The following is a 21,744-nucleotide window of genomic DNA, read 5'->3' as shown; positions in this document are numbered from 1 at the left end:
CCTGCTACACCTTTCTAACTTAAAACTCCTCGCTATAAATACAGAAAATTTCTATTAAGAGATAGAGCGGTATTAGCGAAATTACAAACTCTTAAAGAGTCAATCAAGACTCTGTAAAGCTTTACAGTTTTTTCTTATTCAGGGAAGACACTAAATAGACCATCTTATATAGTTAAAATTGAATTTCTTAGGATAGCTAGTGAACAAGCATATTGAAGTTATTGATACGGATTTCTTTCAGTTCTCAGTACCCGTATTTAAGATAGGGCAAAAAGTTAGAACATCTCAAGGTTCAACTGGCTATATTGTGGGTCTTGATTTCTACCCAGAAGTTAAAAACTGGGCATACGGAGTCTATTTTACAGATGGGAAGACCCGCTCAATTGAGGAAGATTGGTTCAGTGCTGAGCAAATAGTTGTATCTGACTAGAAGACATCAGATTTTGTTCATCGGGAACATGTTTTGCACTTGTGTTGCATACTGCTATTTTAGGTGCAGGGTGTTTTTGCTTACTTACAGAGTTCCACTTACTCACTGGTGGTTTTGAGCCTTTGCACCCATGAAAGATACTTTTTTCAGATTAGCTTGCCGAATCAAGTCCTCAGATATCGTAGCCAGATGCGCTGATCTTCATGATTTAGAAACCCTTGAACGTCAAGTCATAGCGCTTAACGCAGAACGGGGTCAGACTCATGAATACTTCGTTGAAGGGGTAGAATTGAATGCTTTACTTCCCTGGGAAGTAACTTCATTAGCAGAACGAGGAATGATTAGCTTAGATCAGCTAGAACGGTATTCAAAGACAGATGCCTACCGCAGTCATGCCATAAGCATCAAAGACTTGATTCAGAGAGTACAAGTCAAAGGATGCTAAGTTCAAATCTTGCTAGCAGCCATCTCCAACACAGCTTGCAGTAACGTATCTTGCTCAACAGGCTTAGCCAAATGCTGCTGGTAGCCTGCTGCAAGCGCTTTTATCCGATCTGATTCTTTGGCATTAGCGGTCAAGGCGATCGCTGGCACCTGCCCTCCTTGCTCAACCGTTAACGCTCTAATTCGGCGGATTAGCATGTAACCATCTTCATCAGGCATACTCACATCACTAACTAAAATGTCTGGTCGCCACTCCAGAACTGCTTGAAATGCGTCACTAGCAGAGCTAACGGCTGCTACCTCTGCACCATAAACCTCGAATAAGAACGCGAGAAATTGAAGGTTGTCAATATCATCATCTACGATCAGCACCTTCAAACCATCCAGCCTAAAATCAACATCGAGAGACATAGACCAGGAACCTTGACGGATTTTGTGGAGAAACTTCGATATTCCCACAAAATCCGTCATTGTCGCCCAACAAGCTTAAGCACCTCTTGAACCACTTCATCTGGGTCTAACGGCTTGGACAAAAAATGATGGAATCCGGCTCTCAACGCTTCCTGGGCATCAACTTCTCCAAGATAAGACGTTACAGCAATAGCTGGGAGTTCACGCCATACCCCCTCTAGCTGCCTGACTTGCTCAATCAACCAACGTCCGTCCTCATCAGGTAGCTTAACGTTGCTGACCAAAACGTCTGGTTGCCGCCTTTCTAACTGATTTAGTGCTTCAGTAGCAGAACCTGCTGGAATGATTCTGGCTCCGTTCCCTTCAAGAATGAACGTGAGCAGTGCTTTTAGTTCAGGCTCATCCTCCACTAAAAGCACTGTTAGTCCTGCTAACAAAGACCTTTGAAAAGAATACTTGTCTTCTGTATTTTGCATAGTCGTAGCAGCGAACACAATTGTTTTTATCAACGCTGATAAAGCATTCTCCTTATCTCTCTCGTTTGACGGAGATCGCAAAATGCTGGGTTAGAGATTGTGTCTTAGCAAACAGTTAGCGCTAACCAGATGCTCATCTAATGCGGTGTTGGGATGAGGGCAAAACTGTCAAAACGGCAACTCACCACAATGCAGGCAGTAAAGCTGGATACCAACTTGCACTGCTGAGAGGTGCAAGCCCCCTTCATCAGTTCCCAAGCTCAGGGTGACGTGTTCTCCTACTAATTGGTAACGGCTCTGGAGCGATCGCCACTTCTTGAACTGAATCCAGACGTTCTCAAAGTATCTGTGGCTGAAGGTCATGGCTCTCTAGTGCCAGGGGGGTGAATTGCTGGAGATTGTGATCACAGCCGCATCGTCTGTTATATGAAGGGATCAGATTATAGGTCTGTGAATGTGCGTCCCAAAATACCTCAGTTAATCCCCAAAGGTCTAACAATTCTGTAAAGTTTTGTAAATACATGAAGCTTTGTACAGCTATTCAGGAATTGCATATATGATGTAAAACAATTTTGTAAAACACTATATACAGCGTCTTACAGGCTATATGAGCCCCAAAAGTGGGGTCGTGCAACTGCAATATTCATGTTTCAGTCCGTTGACAGAGCATGAATTCTTTGATTAACTTGGATTTACCACAGTGTACAAGAGGTGATAAACCCCGGTTTATCGGTCGCGAAACGCGACGGAAGCAAATTAAACTCTTGTCGAATAAAAATATAGATACCCCGCTGCCAGGTTTTTACTTGACAGCGGGGTATCTATTGTCTTAAATGGGGTATGCTTGTACTCCCTTAAAACTGTAAGACACCTTTTGTACACTGTGGTAGTTGCATAGGTTGTCTTGCCTGAGTGCAGGTTGTAAACCTCTATAGGACAACCCAAATGAACAGTATTGAGAACGGTGCCAAAAGCACACAACAGACCGAATCGATCCAGGTTCCTAACATCCAGATTCCGCACGATGTAGAGAGAGTAATGGCAGGAGATCCGTCTATCGGTCTCCCGTTTTTTATTGTGTTCTTAGCTGCCCTGAGCTTTAGGAATCCGCCGCAACAGTAAACCCAATAGATTAATCACCCCCCTGACACTAAAGAGCCAGGGGGGTGATTAATCTGTTGACCCCTATGAGTGATCTGTTGACCCCTGTGATTAATCTGTTGCTATAATCACCTGTGAGAGATGAGTCCAGATAAGACATAAGGACGCACTCTTGCGTGTTAACTTTCAAGGTTCATGGTAGTTAGCTCGGAAAAAAGGCTCTCAAGGTTGCACCCTTAAGAGCCAGAACCAACCGAGGGGTCAGTTTATCTGCTGCTCAGCAGAAACATTGCGACAGTCAAAAGGTGCATTAGCACCAAGATCGTGATCGTTTCCAATTTGATTGACCTCCTTAATTGAACAATTAGCAAAATCTCTGCAAATCGGTGAGACGGTTTGTAGAGAATTTTGCTGTCTTTAGATTACACTCTCGACTCTCTAAATGGGTATAAGTCGTGCACAAATGTGCGTAGATGGAACGTAGGTGCGTACATGGCACATTTGTGCATAACTGCTGAACTGGCACGACAACCGTCAGAGGGCTATAATTTTGTCCAAATTTGGATGTTTAGCATAGCGGCAATTAGGGTGAGAGTTAGGGCTGTTCAACTTTTAGAACCTGCTCTACTCCTCTACCCAGATATCCGCGTGTGGGTTTCCCTCGCTGTCATACCAGATGCCCTGGCTCTTAAAGTATTGGATGCCAGCGTAGGGAAGTCCCAACATTAGGACGGCGGCGATCGCTGCTGGGATTAAGACTCGCTTCCATCGGATGTTCATAGCAAAGGCACCTTAACGATGTGGTCAGGGTGCCCAGATGGAGAGGAGTGATCGCCTTTTTAGCTCAACCTTATAGAGTAGTGCTTAGTCTTCACTAATCAAGCTTTGCAGTTGCCTTTTTGTCATGGCTGTTGCATGTAATCATCAAGAAGAACTGGGGGCTTAAGATATGGAAGGAGATAGTTCCGAAGCTTTCTTAAAGCGCCATCTCCCAGTCTTTGGGCGCTTAGGATATGTGCATGAGCAGGATTGTCATGCCTTGGTGATTCTTTGACCTCGAAGGCGGTTTCACCCTCGTGTTTAAGGCAACGTACTGGTCCACACTCGAACCGGGAGAGGTAAGATTCTTTTCGTTTCTCTGGAAGCCTCATGCTTTGAGCCTCTGCTCTATCTACAATAAGATGCCGCTCAACAAAAGCTTCTCGATCAAGACTGTACCCTCTCTCTTTTAGATCTGAGAGGCTGATGGCTGTAGGAACAAACTCTCCGTCTTGAATATGTTCAGGGCTGAAATGTAGCCGTAATAACCATTCGTTATCATCTAAAGGCGAAATCTGCCCTAACAATTTATCCTGTTGCTCGCTCTCCATTCTATTTCTGATGTCAGACTGCTTGGACAATGAGGTTAACAATCTCTTTGGGGAGAGGCGTACCAAGAACTGCTTCGTCTTCAATCATCTCTTCTCCGGCAGGAAGACATGCATAGTATGAATAGCAACCGTTGCCTGTAAATCCCAAATCAAGCGTAAATCCGTCTCTTTTCCAGTAAAAGTTGATTTCGCCATCTTCACTAGCACTGATATAGGGTACGTGAATCGCTCCAAGACTGAATAGGTATCGAGCAAATTCCTCAGCATGTTCAACGGTTTGGCGAGTTGGACCAACACTCTCAGGTCCAGTCCACCCAGCCTTGTAAGTCCCAAGAACTCTGATACGTGCAATGGCAAGCAAATCCGCCCGATCTGTTTCCTTTATAGGGAGAATAGACCGTTTAACTATAGGATTAGCCGTTGCACTCCTAAAAGGAGTAATTGCGGATGGAGATGAAACAGACGTTGACAAAGCAATGAATAAAGCAGCAAACGTCGCTGAGTTGATTTGAGGTGGCGGCTGGACTGAGGACAGACCAGCGGCGGTAGCAGATGTTTGTCTATGGTTCTGAGTTGCTGTGTATGGCGTAATACTGTTGATCATGATATTTCATCCGCATGGAGGCTAATACGGTCTCGTACCGTATCAATCAACAAGCCACTAAGTAGTTGTTTATTAGCATCATGCATCCATTGAGCAAGGCGAGAGCGAACCTCTTCTCCAGCTTTTCCTGGCAGTATATACAATGCCATATCACCCTCAAGCTGGGCACGACGTATGAATGCATGGTCGATTACTACCACAGCCCGTTGAACTCCATCTATGCTGCTAACGATGCTGTCTATGTTCATTTGGCTAAGTATCTCTCCAAATTCTCTTACATCCTCAAACCATCCACTGTGGCAGTGCCACTGATGTCCAGAAGAGAAAGCTCTTAAATGTAGGAGGCTGCTGTCACGTTTGAAGAGGAGGCTAGCGTCATAATCTTTAAGTTCTCCACAAAATACGAATTGGTCAACATATTTCAGCCCCATACCTGAAATATTTACATCTGTTCCTAGAAGCTTTTCAAAAATTTTTTTGACATAAACATTGACCTTCTCCAAAACGTTTTTCCAGCGCGTATAATCTAAACAATGAATGCTAATTGATGTTGGGGTTACACGGATTAGCCATTCCAAGGAGTCGTCTGTCTTAAAGCGCTGTAACTCAATTCCCCCAGTTTTGGAACTCATTTTTCGAGGAGTTTGAGGAGTTTGAGGAGTAATTTCAACTTCGACAGTCTCCAATAGGTAACTTGATGGAAAATCATCTTTCAGATCTGAACGAAGTGACAACAATCGATCGATGTTTTCGTCAAGACCAGATACAAACTCGAAGAAGAATATCATCTCGACGATCGCATGTGCTCTATTGATTGGCTCGAAGCGATTGTCGGACATAAACTTTCCTTAGCTACTCCTTAAGGGAAATTAGGTCAAAACAGTGAAAACAGTGTTTATAAACAAAACAGTGTTTATAAACCGGAGTGGCTGCATTAGAAGTTTTTACAGACCGATTAAAATTTAACCTACATTGACTGCTCGCCGCTAGAGTGTGATTACCCTTCTCTGCATCAAAACTTTAGTGCCGCGATCGCCCTCTGCTTGTCTCCCTCAGACACCTCTAGATACCGTGCCAATTCGTTGAGGCTCTTGTGTCCAGAGATAGCAGCAATATTTTTAATCGGGATGTTGGAATCCTTCATGGCAGTCAGAGCCGTTCTCCTGAAGCTGTGGGTTCCTACTCCCTCAAGCCCTAACCCTTCACACACAGCCCGCAGTTCCTTGTCTACAACCTGCCTGGTGATGTGGAGCAGCTTCTTCCCACCCTGCGAGGGGAACAAGTAGCCAGCGCTGGGCAAGTTTACCTCAGCCAGAATTGCTCTCAGTGTGGGGTGAATGGGAACAGCCCGTGTCTCTCCGGTCTTGGTCTTGGTGAAAACAATAAACTGTTCCTGGATGTTCTCAGCTTTCAGGGCGATCGCCTCCCCCATGCGGCAACCCGTGTAAGCAGCAATGGCGATCGCTGTCCGGTAGGGTTCGCGAGTGTAGGTTAAAACTTGCTCGACTTCGGCAGGGGTTAAAACTTTGGCTTGACCTTTCCCTTCAACTTTGCCTGCCATCGTTTGCTCACTCTAAAATCAGTTCCCTCTAATAATATTGTCGATTCATTGAAATCGACAACGGAAGAATGGGAGGTTTAGCGACTTTCTAAGAGTGCAGTCAGAGAATAAACCCTTATTGCTCAGAATGCCGCCTTATTGAGAATACAAAGGCTTCAATGTTTACATGGTGAGTTTGGGTAAAGTCATGGCGAGAGTTTCTAAAGCTAATGATGAGTAGACAACCTAACCCAAAAGTTTCGACCAGAGTGTCTCCAGAATGGAAGGCAAGAATTGAGGCGATCGCCAACAAGACCGGACGCAACTCATCCCAAGTGCTGCATGAGGCAATTGCTCTCTACCTGGGAGAGAATGACGCTTCAACTGTTGGGGTGACGCTTCAGGACATTCTGATGAGGCTTGAAGCGCTGAAGCAGCAGGCGGCGGTTAGAGTGCTGTTGGGAAGGTAAGGACGATCGCCCTATCCACTTCTAGACAAAATTAGGCGAAATGCCAGAATGAAGCAGCACAGTTCTCAACCTTATTGCCTTGATGGACATCAGCTCGCAGCCACAGATAGAGAGCAGGTTCCCTGATTGCGTGGTAATGAAACTCCACCTTCAGGTAAAGTGTCCATCTCCTAAAACTTCGTTTCTGCCCCAATTAGGCAAGACAGAGGTAGCTACCCCCTCAAACGAGTTAGATCTTGGTCTTACGATTAGCTTTAGCGGTGAGCAAGAAATCGATGTGCCAGGTGGAAGGCGGCTAGGATTGCCGGGAGGACGAGCAGCTTTTGGAATAAAGCGAGGTCAACTTCGATTTGTCCTTCAAAACTGCAAATTACCATTAGAGGAGACTGCTCTCCTCAAGCCATTTAAGGTGTCGATCGAGGTAGAGAAGCAGAGGACTAAATCTAATGAAGTCCAAGCAGGAGCAGCATTAGACTCTCGCAGTATTGGAGCGAAAGCAACTGAAGGATCGGCTGAAAAGATTACTGTCGAAGTCTTTCAGGTTAAGAAGATAGGTTCTGAGGCTAAACCTGCCTGGATTTTTGAAGCCTATGGCGATCGCACTGTTTTGGAAGGAATGCTAAGGGAAACACTTTTGGGCACTCTCCAGATTGACAAGCTTCCTTGTGAGATAGCTGCTGATTTTACAGTTCGAGGTGAGGATGTTCAGCTTACTTGGGGTCAGATTGGGCTAGCTAAAGACATCCATCGTAATAAGCTTGCCCTGCTTGAACGGGCAATTGCCCTTCGATATATTAAGCCAATGGTCGAATCTGCTCCTATCTGCCAAGGAAGGTGGAGACATGGTTGAACCTGCTTCCTTTGAAGAACTTGATCAGGCAATCGGGAAAGTTCTTGATACCAAAACGACTAACTTTTTCGAGTTGGCCCAGATGCTGGGACTAGACCCCAAACAAGACTTTGCTGGAGCCGATTTGTCTGGAACAGACTTCTTTAGGGGCAATTTAGTAGATGCCAATTTTGCTGGGACAGACTTACGAGGTGCCAATCTTACTGGAGCAGACTTACGAGGTGCCAATCTTGCTTATGCCAATTTGCAAGGAGCTAACCTTACAAATGCCCGCCTAGATCTTTCACCTTCTAGTTACATAACCCGTACTAAAGAACTCAATCATATAATTTCCCGCGCCTACGCTGGCGACCGCGACCGTGACCTCGCCCTCGCCTACAAACTCGTCCGTGACCTCGCCCGTGACCTTGCCCGCGACCGCAAACTCGTCCGTGACCTCGCCCGTGACCTTGCCCGCGACCGCAAACTCGTCCGTGACCTCGTCCGTGACCGCAAACTCACTCCAAAACTCGCCCGCAGCATCGCCCACAGCATCGACCTCGCCCGTGACCTCGCTGATAGCCTTGACCTCTCCCACAGCCTCACCCGTAACCTCTCCCACAATCTCGTCCGCACCATCAACAGCCGTAACCCCAACCACATCCTTGACCTCGCCCTTGACCTCGTCCGTGACCTTGCCCGTAACCTCGACCGTAACCTCGACCTCACCCAAACACTCGTCCGCAGCCTCGTCCGCAAAAGCAGTCGCAACTCTCTCCGCAACCTCTTCCGTGCTATTGGAGGCAGAACGAACCTCACTGGAGTAATGCTCGACGGAGCTAATGTTGAAGGGGCAATTATGAGAGACTGCATTGGTTTATCAGGCTCAGAGATTGCTGACTTGAAGAAGAGAGGTGCTATTTTTGAGGACTCCCCTGGTGAGCGATCAGAAGCTCTCGTACCAGTTTGATGACTAAAGCTTTTCCATCACTCAAACTAAGCTCGCATAAACCCAATAAGGTATTAGACCTTTATACGGTAGGATGATGGAGCCTCAACTAGGCTTCACCATGCTTAAAGTAGCTGTTTTCAACTTCAAGGGCGGCACAGGCAAGTCAACATCCACGCTGAATCTGGGAGCAGCACTCGCTAGCAGTAAGTGTAAAGTGCTGTTGATCGACTTAGACGGACAGCGCACCCTCTCCTTTGGACTGGGGCTAGATGGACAATCTCCTACAGCCCTCGACTGGTTAACAAGTGATGAGGCGATCGCTCCTATCGCAACCCAGGTTAAGAACTTGTCGCTCATTCCCGGTGACATCGGCATGTTTCGGCTGATGACTGATTCTGACCTATTCACTCCATCCCTTAAAGGTCTAATACCTTTAGAATTTGACTTAGTTTTGATGGACTGCCCGCCCAGCCTAAGCTTGGCATCAGTGCAGGCAATTTTAAGCAGCGATCGCGTGTTAGTTCCAACGTTGTGCGAACCTGCTGCGCTAAAGGGACTAAGTGAAGCTGTAGCGCTTATCCGGGATGAGAAGCCAGAGATACCTATTGAAGTGCTAAGAACTCGCTACAAGCCGCGCCTAGTGCTGACCCGAGAGGCAGATGATCTGCTGATAGAGTCTGCTGAAGATTTGAGCTATAGGCTGCTGCATACCGTCATCCCCGAAAATATCAACGTGGCAGAGTCGATTGCACAGCAAAGCCCAGTTTTAGACTATGCCCCTAAGTCAATTGGGGCGATCGCCTACAAATCTCTTGCCAAAGAAGTTAATAAGCTCTGGAAGGTGAAGTGATGGCAGAGCGCAAACGAATGGGTTCGATGGGCAAGCTTAGTGATTTTGGCAAGACTAACGCTCCAGTGCAGTCCGAAAAACAACCGCTGGAACAACAGCCTGTCGTGAAGGAGCAGCCGCCTGCCGTCGAGGAACCGCCACAGCCCGAACCACCCTCCAAGACAATCGAAGCACCTGCAACGAGTCCAAAGCCAGAAGACAGGCTAACGACCGTGAATATCAAAATCTATCGCTCTCAGCACGAGTGGCTGAACGACACTGCTCGCCAAGTGCGAGACAACAACGAGACACCAGTTCCAGCAGGCGATCGCGTCTATCCTCAGCATTTGATTCAGACGGCAATTGAACTGCTTCGCAGCGCCGACGTGGACTGGACGCAAGTCAAAAACACTGAAGACTTAAAGCGGTTTATAAACTTATAAGGGTAATAGAGCTTTAATATGTAATTTCTTTAGACCATAAACGTCTAATACCTTTAATACTTAAGCTGCTTAGAGGTTAAAAGAAACCCCAACTCGCAAACAGCAGGATGGAGCTGCGCGAGCCGGGGCATAGCCGCTGTGTTGTGAATTACGATAATGCCCAAAAAACAACGCCCCAGCATTCCTGCCAAGGCATTTGATGAGTGCCGCACAAAATTTCACTAGTTGGGCACAATCTATCGTCATGCCGTTTAGATAGTGCCCAAGAGAAATGCCACAAATTTTAGTCGCATTCGACGCCGAATTACCCAGCGGACGGATGCTGATCAAAGGCGAAATCGCCGAGGTGACCGATCAGGAACTCGCCAGCCTTCAACCAAAGGTAGGGGAGCAGCCGAGGACTTCAGACTTGCAAAAGTCGCCTCCCGTTGGTTTCGTGCCTACAGGCAAGTTGCCGCCACCAAAGTGGCAGTGGTACGACGCGGAGATTTTTAGGAAGGGCAAAAAGGTTGCAGTGCCAGCGATCGACAACACTCCCACAGCCAGGCAAGTTCCGCTGGACAGCCCGGAGGCTGTCGAGCTTCGCAATCAACTGATTCCGGACCACGAACAGCGGCGGCTGCACCGCCAACAGATTCGCCAGATGGCAGCAGAGGCAGGCGACGAAATTGCGCTCCGGCATCTGCAATCGCTGCCAAAAGCTGAAAGGGTTGCACTACTTAGGTTTCTGCCCGAATTTCGTGAACACTTCCAAGAGGATTTTTACCAATGACTGAACTTTCCGAAAGCATCAAAAACGCTGTAGCTAAACAAGGACTTGACGTTAGCGCCGTTCGAGCAATCGCAGAAAGCTTGAGCGGCAGCGAAGACTTGGACGTTCAAGATTGTCGCCTCGTGATCAAGTCGGGGAGACTGTCGCAACCCCTGGAAACGTTTGCCCGACAGCATCACGCCGACCTTGCTGAGCTGGTTGACCCACGATCGGCAAGCAGAAAGGCAGTTTCCAAAGCCACCAAATCTAAAATCTCGCTGGCTACCAAAGCCGCTCTGCCACGCTAGTTGGGCAGTATCTAGCCAGAAGTTTGTCAATTGTCTGGAAAATAAAGCGATCGCTTCCAGTCGGAGCCGTCGCTTTTTTCTTGCATGGGCATTCTCAATTCAAGAAAGAGGATATCCATAAAATGCGGCTGGCGACGGTCGCTTTTTTGTGGCTTTCTAGGGCAGTATCACTTGCAGCCAGCTTCAACCGGGCATTTCCACGCTCAAACAAACGAGGGGTGGGCAGAGCGCCAAGCGAGATTGCAAACTGTTGCATACCAGGATTCTGCAAATGAAAAAAATTGAACTTGATGATGTAGCGATCAGCAACATCAAAGTAATGTCGGCTCTAGGACTGAGCGTCGCGTCAATCGCATCTATGTTGCGCGATAACCTTCACATTCAGATCAGCGAGCGCACCCTTTGGACATTGAAGAAACATAACAAGAAAGTGCGTGAGGCATTCATTAGCGGCACTGCACGAGCCGAATACGATGTCGGGCGAGCGCTTTTCGAGAAGGCATCACAAGGCGACTTGGGAGCAATCCGATACTTTGAAGCAACTAGGCTGGGACGCTCCGAGAAACTGGTGCAAGAGGTACATCACAAAGGGCTGCCTGAACAGGCGGATTCAAATGTCATGATTTACATTCCCCACAATAATCGTGATCCGCTTCCCCCTGGATACGAGGCTATTTCCGAGTCCGACTTGCCAGTTCAGAAGGGGTAACAAAACTGGGGCGGGGTCGCCCAGGCGCGAAATGCTGTTCTGTTTCGTCAAGAAGCCGCTCCGCCAGTTCAGCGCCGTACCGCTCTCTGACTTCTAACAACAACCTTGCAAACAGGAACGGGCTTTCCTCCCAGCAGGCTCGGCACAGGGCTGGCAGTTCGGGCATAGACCGACAAACAAGCTTCTTTTGAATCCGCTTTGGCATTACTTCAACTATCCCTCCTCCGATAACTCGACAAAAATTCGATGCGCCTCTCCAAAGGGATTTCGGCAACAAAATTATGGAGCAGGTGAAGGATCGGTGTGGCTTCCGGGTTCAGATGCAGCGCCAACTCTTGCTGACATTTGCCGTCAGCACCGCAATTGAAAGCAATCAACTGCAAACGCGCAACCTCTGCAAGCAGCTCGCTAAGGTCTGCATGGCTGCATCCCCGTGCGAGTAGCAAAGCTGTGTCCCCTGGGTCTTTCGGCTGAGCTTGGCGTTCCATGCCAGAGATTATGCCCAATGAGCGGCCGAAATTGCGTTGCTGAGGGGATTGGGTTTGTCGCACGGTTGCATTCGGTGGAGGGGGGAGGGGGCGAGAGATTCGCCCTAGTTCGCATCTGTTGGGTTGGATTAGTCGAGCAGTTCAAGCTCCGCCAAGGCTACCCAAACAGTATCCTTGTCACGATTCAAAAGAAACAACGTCGATGCCAGTTGCGGGGTCTATTGCAGCAGTATCCTCGCAGTCTTCGTCAATTTCGTACTCAGCTATAACTGCTGCCTGCTCAATACCCATCAAATCAATGTACTTCTCCTCGGCTGGGGTGAGGTCGGTATCCTGGTATCCATCAGAATCCAGTTGGTATCTAGGCTGGATACCGCTAGAACCATTGCGGGGAGCGGCTTTTGGTTTTGGTATCCTGGTATCCTCGTTTTTTCGAGAAAGTACGCCATTTTTTTGAGATGCGGTTTTGTCGCCGTGCTCTCCCTTTTCTTCCTTCTTTCTTTCTTTCTTATCTATAGATTTAGAGGATACTGGGATACCAGAAGTTGAAACGCCAGTATTGCCGAGGGTTTCAGCGGTATCCTCCTCTGGATACCAAAGGATACCGGAAGATACCAGGATACTCTCTGGAATGAACAGACATTTGCGCGGCACTGTTGCGGGCTTCCCCCTGACGGAATCCTTCGGCTGTGGCTCTGCTCCAAGCTGCATCCGTCTGTATGAAAGGGTTTCGTCGCGGGATGCGTTGAACTTCCGTTGAATTTTCTTGCCTGTATCGCTCCATTCCTTTAGTGCGCCCAGCTCTTGAAGTGCTTGCTCCAAGATGCTCCGAGAGTAGATTGGCTGGAATCGTCGGTTGAACACATCCCAAGCGTCGGGCATGTACACGTACAGCCCTCGCCTACCTTCGTCTGGTTCGTTTTTACCTCTATACGCCAGGTTCCAGGCACCAACCTGATCTTGAGTCCTTAACGTGCATAGCTTTTCAAGGAAGTCGCTCACAGAATCAAGCCCGCTCTGATTCTCGTTAGCAGCCTTGCAAAGGTGCGTAATCACCCACTGCTTGATATTGACCTCCTGTCCCATTCCGGCCATCTCTACAATTTTTTGACTGTAGAACGTGATGAGTGCCAAGTTCTCTGGCAACCGTTCATGAGCTGCCCCCAGGTGTTCAGCCAGTTCTAGCTGAAGCGCTTTAAGCTGCTCCTTGGGATACCCAATGCGAATCAAATCAGGCAATGCTCCTGACGCTGCTTCCATTGCATCCTTGAGCCGTTGCTGCGCTTTTCCACCAGAATTTTTGTGCCGGGGAACATGAAGCCAAATCATTCGAGATGCGGCGGCCGCGTTTCCTTCCCCGACTGCATGGTTACTGGATACAATCAGCGCCGCGTGGGGCTGCTGAACGTTTCCACGAACCCTGCGCGGGAATCGGTTGTAGTAATTCTTCAACCGACAATCCACCTCAGGTGATCGCTCTGGGTCGTCCCAGAGGAAAGGAACGCTGCCCAAGGACTTCGCCAGCTCGTAAAAGCTAGATTCACTCGCATGGCTGATTGAACCTTTGTCGCCAAGCAGCCCGACCAAAGACAGCGCACTTAAGGCGATGTGGGTCTTTCCTGAGCCTGCGTCGCCATTCAGGTTGAGAATCGGGAAGTGCGCGTTAGCTGCCATGTATCCTCGATCGTTGACACCAGCGGCTACAAATCCGTTGCAAAGCACAGCCTGGTAGAAGTTGTCGCCAAAGTGTTCTTCCTGCGCTAGTAGCAGCTCCCTGAGAGCGTTCTTGTTGGGCGGCTGTATCACTGGATGCGGCACAGAGTCGATGCCGTCGTCTGCTCCTAAGTTCTCGTTGTAGACCCAGTGAGACGTTTCCTCGGTGCAGACCTCACCGTCTGGGGTGAACTGGACGTTCTTGAACACCCAGTAACCGTCCTCCTGGCATCCGACTCGATCGGTCAAACGATAGGTCTTCCCGCCATTCAGAAAGTACTTCTGTGTCTCGCTGTGTACCAAGCGTTGCAAATCGTCGGGTTTAAGAAGCGAGCAAACGTTTGACTTCAACGAGCGCTTGAGCGCATCCAGAAACCTATCCGGTTTGCTACAATCCGCAGCCTGGATAACAATCTTTTTCACGGACAATCGGTTGCCAAACAATCTTTCAACCTGGAACTGAAAAGCCCCACCTTCAGGCGATTCCATGAATCGCGTTACATAGAAATCGAGGTCAAGTAGTGAGGTGAATTCCTGAACTTTCAGCCCATCAACGAAACCTTTCTTGACTTTCCCTTCCTCATCCAAATCCGGGTCTTTGATTTTGGCTGGAATGCATCTGAAGTTAGCCCCTTCGTATTTCTCTGGAACAGCGCCCACCTTAAACTCTGCGCCATCAACAAACCGCCAAACCCCTCGTTCGTAGTTGTGGCTTTCAGGAGCCTTCCAGTGGTTCGGTTCAGCTTCTAATCCAATTTCGCCGTCTTCCGGGTGTTTTCGTTTTCCTGAACTGTTTGCCCCAGTCAGTCGCTTCGCTCCGATCGCATTGCCGATCGCTTGACCAACAGCGGAATCGCTCTCTCCTGCCGCCTTCAGTTCGTCGATCCAATCTTTAACATCCGCGCCTCGATTCTCCTGCAACCGTTCCCAATAATGCCGATCGCTATCGTCAGGAAATGCATACAGCCATTGAATGCTTGCAGCAACACCCTTCAGCGCCTCTGCAACCTCGTCCATGTGTCTCACGCCAGGTTGGTCGCGGTCAGGGCACAGGATTACAACAGCACCCTTCAGTACGTTCAGCGCAGCAGGGTTGTACTGGTGCAGTTTCTCAGCGCCACCAATCAAGCTTGTAGCGGTCAGCCCCAAAGCTTTCAGAGCGTTGGCGCAAGATTCACCCTCAACGAAATAGACCGCCTCACTGCTCTTAACTGCCTTCAAGACGGCTGGCAGGTTGTACAGCGGGATCTGCTCTTTGATGGGGTTCGTGCCTTTAACCCATTGCTGATCGACTAAACGGTATTGAGAAAACTTCTTCTCGCCATCCTTGTAATACTTCTCAACCTTTACGATCTTCTTGCCGTCCGCGTCGTGGTACAGATACGTTTCAGGCTTCGGCTCTCGCGGGGGCTTCTTCCAAATCGCAGGCGTGTTCTCATCCAAGATGTAAATAGCACAACGACCGTCTTTGGTTAGCTTTCTGTTAACCCACTTGTAGCCGTTAACTTCATCTGGTGGCTCCACAACGCTGCTTGATCCACCCTTCGCCTTCGTGTAACAAAGGACGGTCTTCAAGTCGCTAAACCAACGGCAATCAGTGTCGTGGTCGCGCTTGCATACGGGGCAGGCTCCGTGTGTCTTAGAATAGCGGTCAGGACTGCCGTGAGACGAGTGAAACTTGACATCAACCCCGTCTGATGGATTACGATAGTCTTGAAAAACTTTCATACGCAGGTTAAACCGCCTCCTGGCGGTGACACTTGTTTTCCAAAACCCCCTTGCTGTTAGGTCGCCAAACTTTTGCAGCTTGGGGGTTTTTCAACTTTCAGACAGCCACAGCGTAAGAAATTTTGGCGTGTGGCAGCGATCACGGCTCAGCTACGAGTAGCAGAGACTTTGTTAGGCTCGGAAACGATAATCTCAGCAAGCTCTGAGCCAAGTTGGGACTCAAGCGCCTGCCGAATCAGCGTCGAACGATCGACACCCCTTCGTTTAGCCAGTCGATTCAAATCGGCGATATAGGCATGCGGCAACCGAAAATTTACGGTTGCAGTTATGTCCGAACGTCCTGGCATCCTTCCTCCTAGCGGGTGCGGCACACCCGACGAATGATATTACCCAAACTTTTGGAAAAATATTGCGATTTCCTGAATCGTAAACTTTGAAGCTCCATTTGTCAAATTTTACGTTGACTTCTGAGTTAGATTACGATATAATCCGCGACTTTGCCCTACAGCTAGGATATGCTAGCTGTTAGCGTAAGAAAAAATCAAGAATCATGCCGCTCCATGCGATGTCGGGGCGGCTTTTTCATGGCTACTCAGGCTGATCCACCTCGCCGTAAATGTCTGGAGCATCGCCTTCGTGAATCTTCTCTAGCCGCCCTGCTCCAGCTTGAGCGAGCAATTCGGTTACTTTGTCCGGGTCGCTAAAGATTAGATCCAGTAGTTCGTATTCGTCAATGCCAAGCTTGCGCCCATAGAACCGTACCTGCGCCATGATCCGAGGTTCGCTTTGCCGCAGATACATACCCAAAACTGCTGCCGCCTGCGTTGCGACCGGGCGGCCCAGGAAGAACGCAAGAGCTGTTAACAGCTTGAACTCGTACTCAGGTGGCACATTCAAGTAAATTCGCTTTCGTTCTTCAGCCATTTCCCAATCCTTAATTTCCTCCTTATCCTACCGCTACAGCCTTTATCTAACTATAAGGCAACCAAAACTTGAATTAAATATCCTATTTGGTTGCCAAAACCAAACTCTTCGTTTAGGATGGCATTCATAGGCAGGTGCTGGCAATGGTTGCCAAAAACTGCCAGAAACTCTACTAAAGGATGCCAAAACATGATGTTAGCGAGTCAAAAACTGGCAGCGAATGGCAGCAAATGCCAGTTGTTACCAGCAGGCTTTGATGGCGGGAACGGATCGGCAAAGCTGGCTCTAGGGGATGCCGAGATTCGCATTCCCTCTTACTTTCTGCCGATTCACGGCGACCTTTATGATGTGCCTGCATCAATTGAAGGCTCACTTGTTGAGTATGTCGTTGGTGATCGCCCTGACCTAGTTGGGCAACGATGGCTGGCTGGGTTGCCTGCATACCAGCAAAATCCCAGTGGCTGCTTTCGCACGGTCGATGACCCCAAGGGAAAGTTGAAGTTTGGCTTGCAGATGCTGTTAGGGGCGATCGGAACCTTGACTCATCAAAACTTTTGGACGCTGGACTTGGTAGCTAGCATCCAGGATGCTCAAGCGTTTGGGGATGAGTTGAAGCAATTATTGCACGGTGGGCATACCGTCAAGCTCAACGGCTCCAGACTCCATTCAACTGTTCAAATCAATGTTCTGAATGTTGTCGAGGAAGGGGTAGGCGCAATCGTTTCTTCCCGCCAAACTATTGATCCGAACGCCCAAACCCTTCTCTACGACTTTGGCTCAGGCACTTGCATCATTAGCGTTTTCGGAGCCAAGGGTAAATTGACTGAGAGAACTGTTTCCCCAGGTGGGGTTGAACAGCTGATCAATTCAATCGCCAAAAACATTGAGACTAGGCGGCATTTAGCAGCCGAAGGCGATCGGCAAATTATTAGAACTGCCGTTGAGAATCAAACTTTTCTCTACGGTGAGACTGGCTGGAACTTCCGTCACATCTACGATGCAGAGCTAAAGCCTTGGGTTCAGTCAGTTTTATCTCCAGCGCTGAAGGCTGCTGCGCCCTGGACTCCTACAAGTAAATCAATCATTGCTGTCGGGGGAGGCTCCCAGCTCCCAGCTATTGCCGAACTGCTTGCAATGAAGGGAATCAAGCCTGCTGGTGATTGCTGGGCTAACGCTCGTGGGTTAAGAAAAATCGCTCAACTGAAGCGGGGGTGACATGTTGAGCAATCGTGCATCAATTCGACCCTATCTGATGGATTACCTGGAGCAAGTCGGTTCCCAGATTGGCAGTGCTGACACCAGCGAAATCATTAATTTGATCATTCTCGATCACAAACGCGGGATGGTTGCGAGTTCGGCGGCTATATCATCCAATCTGCCAGAAGATTTATCCCAAAACTCTCAAAGCCACCTACTGACGGAGCTTTCGGAGCTTATCTAACCAGCCGTTTCACCGTCCAAAGTTCAACGGCTGGCTCACTCACATTCACTTCTACAGAAGTATCAAGGAGCTAATTCTCATCATGAAGGATTTAGGTCACTACGCAAGCGATCGAGATGGTTTCTTCAATGGATTGACAGAATCCTACGGTTCAAAGCTTGAAGGGCTTCACGTAGACGAAAAACTGTTGTTACTTTTGAGCATCTTTACTTATCACTTAAGCAGCGACGAGGAGACTATGGACGCTATCTGGAAGCCAGGTAGTGAAAGCGACCGCGCCCCAGAGTTGTTCAACATCTTGAAAGGACTCGAACCTCTGGATGCCGACATTCACTTCGGTTTCGCTGAAGCCTTGCTCAACCAGGTACGTGAGTCGTATCGACTGCATAAGTCGTTCTTCCGACAACTTTTCAAAGCTGGAATAGAGGAGGAGCTAGCGTCTCAGGTTGCTTCAATCCTTGCAGATGGTGGCGATCGGACTCAGGCAGAGTGCGAACTGGTATCGCAAGCCTGGGAGCAAGTTTTCAAGGTTGATGAGCGGCTAGCTAAGCGCATGGATGCAGCAATGGGGGTGGGTGAGTGACCTACCGAGATAACGCACGGATGGCAGGACTTTGCTTAGGACTGGTGGTGCTGGCATACCTCATTACAGCTTTAGCTAGTTCTCAAACATGGCAAGACATCAAAACTCACATTCAGCAATCCAGAGCGCAGGAGATTCAACCCAATGAGTAGATATGGAACTGGTGCTGCCAGCAACACAACAAACGGCAATGGTAAGACCAACAATGGCAGCAGTACCCGTCGAGATGAGTTCGATCGCCCTAAGAATGATGGACTGTGGGGAGGTTTTAAGAAGTGCCTAGACATCGCCTTGGAATGGATCACCCTCGTCCCCCATTTCCTAATGTGGATCACCGGGGACGGTTCACCGATTGTGTTTGGGCTACTCGCTGCCTATTTCTATGTTTTGGGCTGGGAGGGCTGGTGGCACTCGCTTGATGCTTCACACCCTAGCTTTTTGCCCAAACCATTCGTCAGTGATGGGGCACGGTTGATCAATGTCTTTGTGGCTGTATCTGACCTAACATTCTGGCTGTCTGTACTCATCTCGACCGCTGTAAATGCCGCTCAAACCAAGATTTTCAGGGGCGTAACAGTACGAATGGCAAAGGCACGGTATGACGAGGTTCGGTCTTTCGAGGTGCCAGACGAAAACCCCAAAGCGATTACCCTTGCTGAGATTCGGCGTAAGCGGTTCAAGAATGTGGGACTGCTGGAGCTGCGGAAAGTTGGCGGTCTGATCTTCTTCCTCTACGCAATGGACTTTGTGCAAAGTCACTTCAACTTTCCCTGGATGCTTAACCTGTGGCGGTTCCAACTTGGTTTAGTGGTCCTCCACTTCGTCTGGTGGGGACTGTCAGTAGTTGGTGCTGAACTGTTCGGCTCGATGTTCCAGAGCAGTTGGGAGGAGCGCAAAGCTCACTAGATAAGACTTTTGGCGATGTGGGGAGGTGCGATCGCCTCCCTTTTCTTTACCCTTGATTGGTGACTGACATGACAGAAGAAACGACCGCAATTCAACAAACCGAAAACCTTTCACAGTTCGCTCAACTGCTCCAGTCTGGGCGAATTCTTGACGCGCTGGAGTACCGTTCTGAAATCTTAGAAGAGATTGCAGCAGATGAGCGCAACAACTGCACAGCAGCCAAGTTGATGTCGATAGGAGCGATCGCTGGCTCCATTCCTTTGCTAGCTGTAGCCGTTCCCGGCGTACCGCTAGTAGCTGGGTTAGCTGGTTTTCTCTATGCCAAGACAGTTTGGGATGATTGGCAGAACAGTAAAAAGCTGTGTCTCTTCCCTGGTAGCCGGGCCGGACTGGGAGACTTAATGGCTGTGTTTGGGATGGCTGCTGAAAAGATGGAGGGCAGCGAGGCAGATCACGAGGATGAAATTATTGATTTTCTAAACCTGCAACAAGCTTGTGAGTACAGACTGTTAGGGCACTTCGAGCCACAGTTAGCCGACCTATTGCAGAAGTTACCCCCACAAGACCGGGTGAGTGGCTATCGCTACATTCTGCGTCGTGCTGGGAAGCAGGGCACAATCCCCAGTATTCAGGATGTTAGAGCGGCGATCGCAGCAGAGCCGAGTGATTCAGTTCCACCTACACAACTCCAGCCACCAGGCGCGGCCCTGCCAGCCGTCGAAGCAGACAAGGAAGGCGATCTCGAAGAGATACCCGCAAGGGGTCGCCCTGCTGTAAACCTTGCCCTCAATCCAGAAATCAACGTTCACAACCATTTGGGGCGTTATGGCAGCGCTGCTCCCAAGACCGCATCGCCCGCGCAGGCTTACCGGCAGACAGAGGCACCCGACCTAACCATCTACCCAGATGTGAGGGAACGGATGAAGTCACTGTTAAAGGCAATGGCACAGAGCGGCTGCCCACTTGGAACATTACTCAATCAGCCCTTTTGCTGGTTTTGGGGCAACAGCCAGAGCGGGAAGACTACCCTTGCGACTCTGCTGGCGATCGCTCGTATGGGCATGGGGCATGAAATCGGTTACTTTTCAACGGATAGCGATGTGGCCCCGCTGCACTGGGCACGGATGGAAGATTCCCCAGAAGGTTACTCCTTCGCTCTCGATGACGTAGCACGACGCATCAGCAAAGCTCCTAAAGGGTCACTGAAGGGTGAAGGCTGGGTGTTCGACGAAATGTTTGCCGCCTATGGCACCTACGAACTGGAGCTGAACCCTCTGCTCAATGCTGCCTTGATGAAACTGGCTAAGACCTGCGGGACGTTGATCGGCATCAGCCAGGTAGATACCAGCGGCGCACACGGACTGAAAAACATTGACGCATCCTGGCGATCTGAGCGTGTCAGCATCCAGGCAATTCATGAGGAAGATGAACTGGGCGATCGCAGCCCAACTGGTCGGTATATCGTGACTCGCGGGGACGAATCGTTCGAGTGGAGCATCCCTGAATGGATGCTCACTGAACTGAATGAATGGGGACATCCTGATCCAGTCGTATGGCTACTTAATTGGTTTCCTGAACTGTGCAAAGGTCAAATTTGCACCCAATCAGCACAACATCTAGAGGCAGTTGTAGCGCGATTGGACGAGCCAGAACATAGTGCAGATGGATTTAGTTTCAATGCATCAGGAACCGACTTAGAGACGCTGGAAAAGCTGTTTAATGATGTGATTGATGAGCCTGAACCAATCACTCAAACTGCAACTAGAACTGATGAGCAAACTCTAATTGCATGGTTCAAGGAGCACCCCTCTCAAGCTTGGACAAAGCGAGAACTTATTCAAAGAAGAGTCAAACTTTCTGAATCAGGGGGGTTAGATGATCTGTTAATCAAGCTAACTAAAGATGGCTGGTTAGAGATGGAAGAGACACCACAAACCAAAAAGTTTAAGTGGATTCCAGATGAATTAGCTAGCAATAATTGAAAGGGTGTAGCAGGTGTAGCAACTCTCCAAAAGATGCCTAAAAAGGGGTGTAGCAGTGCTGCTACACCCCTTTTTGCTACACCTGCTACGTCTGCTACACCTTACCCAAAACCTTTGATGTATAAGGATGCTACGTCTGCTACACCTTTTTGCTACGCTTTGCTACACCCGCTAAGGTGTAGCAGCCTAGTTGCTACACCCTGCTACACCTTTCTAACTTAAAACTCCTCGCTATAAATACAGAAAATTTCTATTAAGAGATAGAGCGGTATTAGCGAAATTACAAACTCTTAAAGAGTCAATCAAGACTCT

31 protein-coding genes are annotated in these 21,744 nt (G+C 48.8%); 16 read left to right on the top strand and 15 right to left on the bottom strand.

Annotation, left to right across the window (positions count from 1 at the left end; all coding sequences use genetic code 11):
* Positions 1-199: 199 nt before the first annotated feature.
* Together H6G00_RS00470 and H6G00_RS00465 are read left to right on the top strand one after the other, a co-directional pair.
* Positions 200-430 carry a hypothetical protein gene (locus H6G00_RS00470; RefSeq protein ID WP_190795133.1) on the top strand — a complete coding sequence of 77 codons (231 nt, stop codon included), beginning with the start codon at positions 200-202 and terminating at the stop codon, positions 428-430.
* A gap of 130 nt (positions 431-560) precedes the next feature.
* Complete coding sequence (locus H6G00_RS00465) at positions 561-875, top strand: hypothetical protein (protein ID WP_190795132.1); 315 nt, start codon at positions 561-563, stop codon at positions 873-875.
* A gap of 2 nt (positions 876-877) precedes the next feature.
* Here the strand turns inward: H6G00_RS00465 and H6G00_RS00460 are convergent, their stop codons facing one another.
* The 8 genes from H6G00_RS00460 to H6G00_RS00425 form a co-directional block, all read right to left on the bottom strand.
* Positions 878-1,285 (bottom strand): response regulator, encoded by a 408-nt coding sequence (locus H6G00_RS00460; RefSeq protein ID WP_190795131.1) that lies wholly within the window; start codon positions 1,283-1,285, stop codon positions 878-880.
* A 56-nt stretch (positions 1,286-1,341) separates the two neighbouring features.
* On the bottom strand, positions 1,342-1,761 hold the full coding sequence (locus tag H6G00_RS00455; RefSeq protein WP_190795130.1) for a response regulator: 420 nt from the start codon (positions 1,759-1,761) through the stop codon (positions 1,342-1,344).
* 168 nt (positions 1,762-1,929) lie between these two features.
* Positions 1,930-2,124 carry a hypothetical protein gene (locus H6G00_RS00450; protein ID WP_190795129.1) on the bottom strand — a complete coding sequence of 65 codons (195 nt, stop codon included), beginning with the start codon at positions 2,122-2,124 and terminating at the stop codon, positions 1,930-1,932.
* A 1,362-nt stretch (positions 2,125-3,486) separates the two neighbouring features.
* Positions 3,487-3,642, bottom strand: coding sequence for a hypothetical protein (locus H6G00_RS00445; protein WP_190795128.1), 156 nt, complete (start codon positions 3,640-3,642; stop codon positions 3,487-3,489).
* A gap of 122 nt (positions 3,643-3,764) precedes the next feature.
* Positions 3,765-4,232 (bottom strand): hypothetical protein, encoded by a 468-nt coding sequence (locus H6G00_RS00440; RefSeq protein ID WP_190795127.1) that lies wholly within the window; start codon positions 4,230-4,232, stop codon positions 3,765-3,767.
* A gap of 13 nt (positions 4,233-4,245) precedes the next feature.
* Entirely contained in the window at positions 4,246-4,836 is a 591-nt protein-coding gene (locus H6G00_RS00435) for a hypothetical protein (RefSeq protein WP_190795126.1), read from the bottom strand.
* Positions 4,833-5,675, bottom strand: coding sequence for a TIGR04255 family protein (locus H6G00_RS00430; RefSeq protein ID WP_190795125.1), 843 nt, complete (start codon positions 5,673-5,675; stop codon positions 4,833-4,835). The genes H6G00_RS00435 and H6G00_RS00430 overlap by 4 nt, the downstream gene beginning before the upstream one ends.
* A 173-nt stretch (positions 5,676-5,848) precedes the next feature.
* Positions 5,849-6,397: a site-specific integrase gene (locus H6G00_RS00425; protein WP_190795124.1), complete on the bottom strand. Its 549-nt coding sequence runs from the start codon at positions 6,395-6,397 to the stop codon at positions 5,849-5,851.
* Between the two features lie 212 nt (positions 6,398-6,609).
* Between H6G00_RS00425 and H6G00_RS00420 the strand changes: the two genes are divergently transcribed.
* From H6G00_RS00420 to H6G00_RS00390, 7 genes are all read left to right on the top strand, one after another.
* Entirely contained in the window at positions 6,610-6,846 is a 237-nt protein-coding gene (locus H6G00_RS00420; protein WP_190795123.1) for a ribbon-helix-helix protein, CopG family, read from the top strand.
* 136 nt (positions 6,847-6,982) lie between these two features.
* Complete coding sequence (locus H6G00_RS00415) at positions 6,983-7,696, top strand: hypothetical protein (protein WP_190795122.1); 714 nt, start codon at positions 6,983-6,985, stop codon at positions 7,694-7,696.
* Positions 7,689-8,645, top strand: a complete 957-nt coding sequence (locus tag H6G00_RS35985; protein ID WP_199318256.1) for a pentapeptide repeat-containing protein — start codon at positions 7,689-7,691, stop codon at positions 8,643-8,645. Before H6G00_RS00415 ends, H6G00_RS35985 begins: the two co-directional genes overlap by 8 nt.
* Before the next feature lie 100 nt (positions 8,646-8,745).
* On the top strand, positions 8,746-9,477 hold the full coding sequence (locus tag H6G00_RS00405; RefSeq protein WP_190795134.1) for a ParA family protein: 732 nt from the start codon (positions 8,746-8,748) through the stop codon (positions 9,475-9,477).
* Positions 9,477-9,899 (top strand): hypothetical protein, encoded by a 423-nt coding sequence (locus tag H6G00_RS00400; protein WP_190795121.1) that lies wholly within the window; start codon positions 9,477-9,479, stop codon positions 9,897-9,899. The genes H6G00_RS00405 and H6G00_RS00400 overlap by 1 nt, the downstream gene beginning before the upstream one ends.
* 271 nt (positions 9,900-10,170) lie before the next feature.
* Positions 10,171-10,671 carry a hypothetical protein gene (locus tag H6G00_RS00395; protein WP_190795120.1) on the top strand — a complete coding sequence of 167 codons (501 nt, stop codon included), beginning with the start codon at positions 10,171-10,173 and terminating at the stop codon, positions 10,669-10,671.
* Positions 10,668-10,958 (top strand): hypothetical protein, encoded by a 291-nt coding sequence (locus H6G00_RS00390; RefSeq protein WP_190795119.1) that lies wholly within the window; start codon positions 10,668-10,670, stop codon positions 10,956-10,958. The genes H6G00_RS00395 and H6G00_RS00390 overlap by 4 nt, the downstream gene beginning before the upstream one ends.
* A 94-nt stretch (positions 10,959-11,052) precedes the next feature.
* Here the strand turns inward: H6G00_RS00390 and H6G00_RS00385 are convergent, their stop codons facing one another.
* Positions 11,053-11,214, bottom strand: a complete 162-nt coding sequence (locus H6G00_RS00385; RefSeq protein ID WP_190795118.1) for a hypothetical protein — start codon at positions 11,212-11,214, stop codon at positions 11,053-11,055.
* Between the two features lie 15 nt (positions 11,215-11,229).
* Here H6G00_RS00385 and H6G00_RS00380 point away from each other — a divergent pair, with 15 nt between their 5' ends.
* A complete protein-coding gene (locus tag H6G00_RS00380; protein WP_190795117.1) occupies positions 11,230-11,667 on the top strand; it encodes a hypothetical protein in 438 nt (145 codons plus the stop codon).
* Here the strand turns inward: H6G00_RS00380 and H6G00_RS00375 are convergent.
* The 6 genes from H6G00_RS00375 to H6G00_RS00350 form a co-directional block, all read right to left on the bottom strand.
* Positions 11,630-11,872: a hypothetical protein gene (locus H6G00_RS00375; protein WP_190795116.1), complete on the bottom strand. Its 243-nt coding sequence runs from the start codon at positions 11,870-11,872 to the stop codon at positions 11,630-11,632. The genes H6G00_RS00380 and H6G00_RS00375 overlap by 38 nt on opposite strands.
* 4 nt (positions 11,873-11,876) lie before the next feature.
* Positions 11,877-12,155 (bottom strand): hypothetical protein, encoded by a 279-nt coding sequence (locus H6G00_RS00370; RefSeq protein WP_190795115.1) that lies wholly within the window; start codon positions 12,153-12,155, stop codon positions 11,877-11,879.
* A 177-nt stretch (positions 12,156-12,332) separates the two neighbouring features.
* A complete protein-coding gene (locus H6G00_RS00365) occupies positions 12,333-15,596 on the bottom strand; it encodes a hypothetical protein (RefSeq protein WP_190795114.1) in 3,264 nt (1,087 codons plus the stop codon).
* Between the two features lie 146 nt (positions 15,597-15,742).
* Complete coding sequence (locus H6G00_RS00360; RefSeq protein WP_190795113.1) at positions 15,743-15,943, bottom strand: CopG family transcriptional regulator; 201 nt, start codon at positions 15,941-15,943, stop codon at positions 15,743-15,745.
* Positions 15,944-16,184: 241 nt separating this feature from the next.
* Positions 16,185-16,520 carry a hypothetical protein gene (locus H6G00_RS00355; RefSeq protein ID WP_190795112.1) on the bottom strand — a complete coding sequence of 112 codons (336 nt, stop codon included), beginning with the start codon at positions 16,518-16,520 and terminating at the stop codon, positions 16,185-16,187.
* Positions 16,521-16,570: 50 nt separating this feature from the next.
* Positions 16,571-16,711 carry a hypothetical protein gene (locus tag H6G00_RS00350; RefSeq protein ID WP_190795111.1) on the bottom strand — a complete coding sequence of 47 codons (141 nt, stop codon included), beginning with the start codon at positions 16,709-16,711 and terminating at the stop codon, positions 16,571-16,573.
* Between H6G00_RS00350 and H6G00_RS00345 the strand changes: the two genes are divergently transcribed.
* The 6 genes from H6G00_RS00345 to H6G00_RS00320 all read left to right on the top strand — a co-directional run bounded on the left by H6G00_RS00345 (position 16,710) and on the right by H6G00_RS00320 (position 21,432).
* Positions 16,710-17,735 carry a hypothetical protein gene (locus H6G00_RS00345; protein WP_190795110.1) on the top strand — a complete coding sequence of 342 codons (1,026 nt, stop codon included), beginning with the start codon at positions 16,710-16,712 and terminating at the stop codon, positions 17,733-17,735. The two genes, H6G00_RS00350 and H6G00_RS00345, sit on opposite strands and share 2 nt — an antisense overlap.
* A gap of 1 nt (position 17,736) precedes the next feature.
* Positions 17,737-17,961: a hypothetical protein gene (locus H6G00_RS00340; RefSeq protein ID WP_190795109.1), complete on the top strand. Its 225-nt coding sequence runs from the start codon at positions 17,737-17,739 to the stop codon at positions 17,959-17,961.
* An 82-nt stretch (positions 17,962-18,043) separates the two neighbouring features.
* Positions 18,044-18,544, top strand: a complete 501-nt coding sequence (locus H6G00_RS00335) for a hypothetical protein (protein WP_190795108.1) — start codon at positions 18,044-18,046, stop codon at positions 18,542-18,544.
* Positions 18,541-18,696 (top strand): hypothetical protein, encoded by a 156-nt coding sequence (locus H6G00_RS00330; protein ID WP_190795107.1) that lies wholly within the window; start codon positions 18,541-18,543, stop codon positions 18,694-18,696. Before H6G00_RS00335 ends, H6G00_RS00330 begins: the two co-directional genes overlap by 4 nt.
* A complete protein-coding gene (locus H6G00_RS00325) occupies positions 18,689-19,450 on the top strand; it encodes a hypothetical protein (protein WP_190795106.1) in 762 nt (253 codons plus the stop codon). Before H6G00_RS00330 ends, H6G00_RS00325 begins: the two co-directional genes overlap by 8 nt.
* A gap of 68 nt (positions 19,451-19,518) precedes the next feature.
* Positions 19,519-21,432 (top strand): hypothetical protein, encoded by a 1,914-nt coding sequence (locus tag H6G00_RS00320; protein ID WP_190795105.1) that lies wholly within the window; start codon positions 19,519-19,521, stop codon positions 21,430-21,432.
* Positions 21,433-21,744 lie beyond the last annotated feature (312 nt).

Source organism: Leptolyngbya sp. FACHB-541, from assembly GCF_014695875.1.
In the GTDB taxonomy this organism is placed as follows: Bacteria; Cyanobacteriota; Cyanobacteriia; order Elainellales; family Elainellaceae; genus JAAUTN01.
The sequence above is the reverse complement of the archived record's forward strand: the minus strand, read 5'-3'. Positions and strand labels throughout refer to the sequence as shown.

Excerpts from the sequence above, each read along its gene's own strand:
- H6G00_RS00465 (WP_190795132.1), top strand. The coding sequence starts at position 561 with ATGAAAGATACTTTTTTCAGATTAGCTTGCCGAATCAAGTCCTCAGAT.
- H6G00_RS00460 (WP_190795131.1), bottom strand. The coding sequence starts at position 1,285 with ATGTCTCTCGATGTTGATTTTAGGCTGGATGGTTTGAAGGTGCTGATC.
- H6G00_RS00455 (WP_190795130.1), bottom strand. The coding sequence starts at position 1,761 with ATGCAAAATACAGAAGACAAGTATTCTTTTCAAAGGTCTTTGTTAGCA.
- H6G00_RS00450 (WP_190795129.1), bottom strand. The coding sequence starts at position 2,124 with ATGACCTTCAGCCACAGATACTTTGAGAACGTCTGGATTCAGTTCAAG.
- H6G00_RS00445 (WP_190795128.1), bottom strand. The coding sequence starts at position 3,642 with ATGAACATCCGATGGAAGCGAGTCTTAATCCCAGCAGCGATCGCCGCC.
- H6G00_RS00440 (WP_190795127.1), bottom strand. The coding sequence starts at position 4,232 with ATGGAGAGCGAGCAACAGGATAAATTGTTAGGGCAGATTTCGCCTTTA.
- H6G00_RS00435 (WP_190795126.1), bottom strand. The coding sequence starts at position 4,836 with ATGATCAACAGTATTACGCCATACACAGCAACTCAGAACCATAGACAA.
- H6G00_RS00430 (WP_190795125.1), bottom strand. The coding sequence starts at position 5,675 with ATGTCCGACAATCGCTTCGAGCCAATCAATAGAGCACATGCGATCGTC.
- H6G00_RS00425 (WP_190795124.1), bottom strand. The coding sequence starts at position 6,397 with ATGGCAGGCAAAGTTGAAGGGAAAGGTCAAGCCAAAGTTTTAACCCCT.
- H6G00_RS00420 (WP_190795123.1), top strand. The coding sequence starts at position 6,610 with ATGAGTAGACAACCTAACCCAAAAGTTTCGACCAGAGTGTCTCCAGAA.
- H6G00_RS00415 (WP_190795122.1), top strand. The coding sequence starts at position 6,983 with ATGAAACTCCACCTTCAGGTAAAGTGTCCATCTCCTAAAACTTCGTTT.
- H6G00_RS35985 (WP_199318256.1), top strand. The coding sequence starts at position 7,689 with ATGGTTGAACCTGCTTCCTTTGAAGAACTTGATCAGGCAATCGGGAAA.
- H6G00_RS00405 (WP_190795134.1), top strand. The coding sequence starts at position 8,746 with ATGCTTAAAGTAGCTGTTTTCAACTTCAAGGGCGGCACAGGCAAGTCA.
- H6G00_RS00400 (WP_190795121.1), top strand. The coding sequence starts at position 9,477 with ATGGCAGAGCGCAAACGAATGGGTTCGATGGGCAAGCTTAGTGATTTT.
- H6G00_RS00395 (WP_190795120.1), top strand. The coding sequence starts at position 10,171 with ATGCCACAAATTTTAGTCGCATTCGACGCCGAATTACCCAGCGGACGG.
- H6G00_RS00390 (WP_190795119.1), top strand. The coding sequence starts at position 10,668 with ATGACTGAACTTTCCGAAAGCATCAAAAACGCTGTAGCTAAACAAGGA.
- H6G00_RS00385 (WP_190795118.1), bottom strand. The coding sequence starts at position 11,214 with ATGCAACAGTTTGCAATCTCGCTTGGCGCTCTGCCCACCCCTCGTTTG.
- H6G00_RS00380 (WP_190795117.1), top strand. The coding sequence starts at position 11,230 with ATGAAAAAAATTGAACTTGATGATGTAGCGATCAGCAACATCAAAGTA.
- H6G00_RS00375 (WP_190795116.1), bottom strand. The coding sequence starts at position 11,872 with ATGCCAAAGCGGATTCAAAAGAAGCTTGTTTGTCGGTCTATGCCCGAA.
- H6G00_RS00370 (WP_190795115.1), bottom strand. The coding sequence starts at position 12,155 with ATGGAACGCCAAGCTCAGCCGAAAGACCCAGGGGACACAGCTTTGCTA.
- H6G00_RS00365 (WP_190795114.1), bottom strand. The coding sequence starts at position 15,596 with ATGAAAGTTTTTCAAGACTATCGTAATCCATCAGACGGGGTTGATGTC.
- H6G00_RS00360 (WP_190795113.1), bottom strand. The coding sequence starts at position 15,943 with ATGCCAGGACGTTCGGACATAACTGCAACCGTAAATTTTCGGTTGCCG.
- H6G00_RS00355 (WP_190795112.1), bottom strand. The coding sequence starts at position 16,520 with ATGGCTGAAGAACGAAAGCGAATTTACTTGAATGTGCCACCTGAGTAC.
- H6G00_RS00345 (WP_190795110.1), top strand. The coding sequence starts at position 16,710 with ATGATGTTAGCGAGTCAAAAACTGGCAGCGAATGGCAGCAAATGCCAG.
- H6G00_RS00350 (WP_190795111.1), bottom strand. The coding sequence starts at position 16,711 with ATGTTTTGGCATCCTTTAGTAGAGTTTCTGGCAGTTTTTGGCAACCAT.
- H6G00_RS00340 (WP_190795109.1), top strand. The coding sequence starts at position 17,737 with ATGTTGAGCAATCGTGCATCAATTCGACCCTATCTGATGGATTACCTG.
- H6G00_RS00335 (WP_190795108.1), top strand. The coding sequence starts at position 18,044 with ATGAAGGATTTAGGTCACTACGCAAGCGATCGAGATGGTTTCTTCAAT.
- H6G00_RS00325 (WP_190795106.1), top strand. The coding sequence starts at position 18,689 with ATGAGTAGATATGGAACTGGTGCTGCCAGCAACACAACAAACGGCAAT.
- H6G00_RS00320 (WP_190795105.1), top strand. The coding sequence starts at position 19,519 with ATGACAGAAGAAACGACCGCAATTCAACAAACCGAAAACCTTTCACAG.